The organism is Nocardia araoensis NBRC 100135, assembly GCF_000308435.1.
GTDB classification, from domain to species: Bacteria; Actinomycetota; Actinomycetes; order Mycobacteriales; family Mycobacteriaceae; genus Nocardia; species Nocardia araoensis.
This window is the reverse complement of sequence record NZ_BAFR01000266.1, coordinates 1-998: the sequence shown is the minus strand read 5'-3', so window position 1 is coordinate 998 and position 998 is coordinate 1. Positions and strand designations below refer to the sequence as shown.

At 66.7% G+C, this 998-nt stretch carries 1 pseudogene; it reads left to right on the top strand.

Annotated features, from left to right (window positions below):
• Positions 1-186 precede the first annotated feature (186 nt).
• Positions 187-818, top strand: a pseudogene (locus ON21_RS40320) (IS701 family transposase); the annotation flags it as partial.
• Between the last annotated feature and the right edge of the window lie 180 nt (positions 819-998).

The following is a 998-nucleotide window of genomic DNA, read 5'->3' as shown; positions in this document are numbered from 1 at the left end:
ACTTTTGGACGGCGTGGAACAGGTACTGGCGTTGACCCTGGAACAGACACCGCGTGACGCCACGTATTGGTCCCGGTCGTCGATGGCCGAGCGGACCGGGCTGTCGAAATCGACGATCGGGGGGATCTGGCGGCGGTTCGAGCTGAAACCACATCTGGTCGACGGGTTCAAACTGTCGACCGATCCGTCGGGTTCGCGACCAAGCCACGGCTGGCGATGGCCATGCTGGAACGGGCACTGGCCGCGAAGATGCCGTTTGGGTGGTTCACCGCGGACGAAGCCTACGGACAGGTCGAATACCTGCGGGTTTGGCTCGAACAACACGACATCGCCCACGTCCTGGCCACCCGCCGCAACGACACCCTGATCACTACCGGTTTCGGCCAGGCCCGCGCTGAGGAGCTCGTCGCCGCGCTCCCGGCCCGAGCCTGGCAGCGGATCTGCGCCGGTGCCGGCGCGCACGGACCCCGCGACTACGACTGGGCGAAGGTCCCGATCCGCATCGGCTGGCAACCCGGCCGCGGGCACTGGCTCCTGGCCCGGCGCAGCCTCAGCGACCCCGCCGAGATCGCCTACTACGTCTGCTACGGGCCGCGCCGGTCCACGATCGCTGATCTGGCGTGGATCGCGAGGTCACGGTGGCGGATCGAAGAGTGTTCCAGCAGGCCAACAACGAAGCCGGGCTGGACCACTACCAGGTCCCCAGCTGGCGGGCCTGGTATGCCCACATCACCCTGTCCATGCTCGCCCTGGCCTGGCTCACCGGGACGAAAGCCGTTGCCGCAAAAGGGGAACCACCGCCAGCGATCAAGACATGATCGCACTCACGCTACCGCAGATCCGACGCCTCACCATCGCCCTGCTCCTACCCGCCATCCGCTGCACCCACCGCGTCTGGGCATGGTCGAACCGGCGCCGCCGACGACAACACCAAGCCCGCCTATCCCACTACCGACGACGCGGCCACCCACTCACATAACTGCCGTTGCAGTACTAGT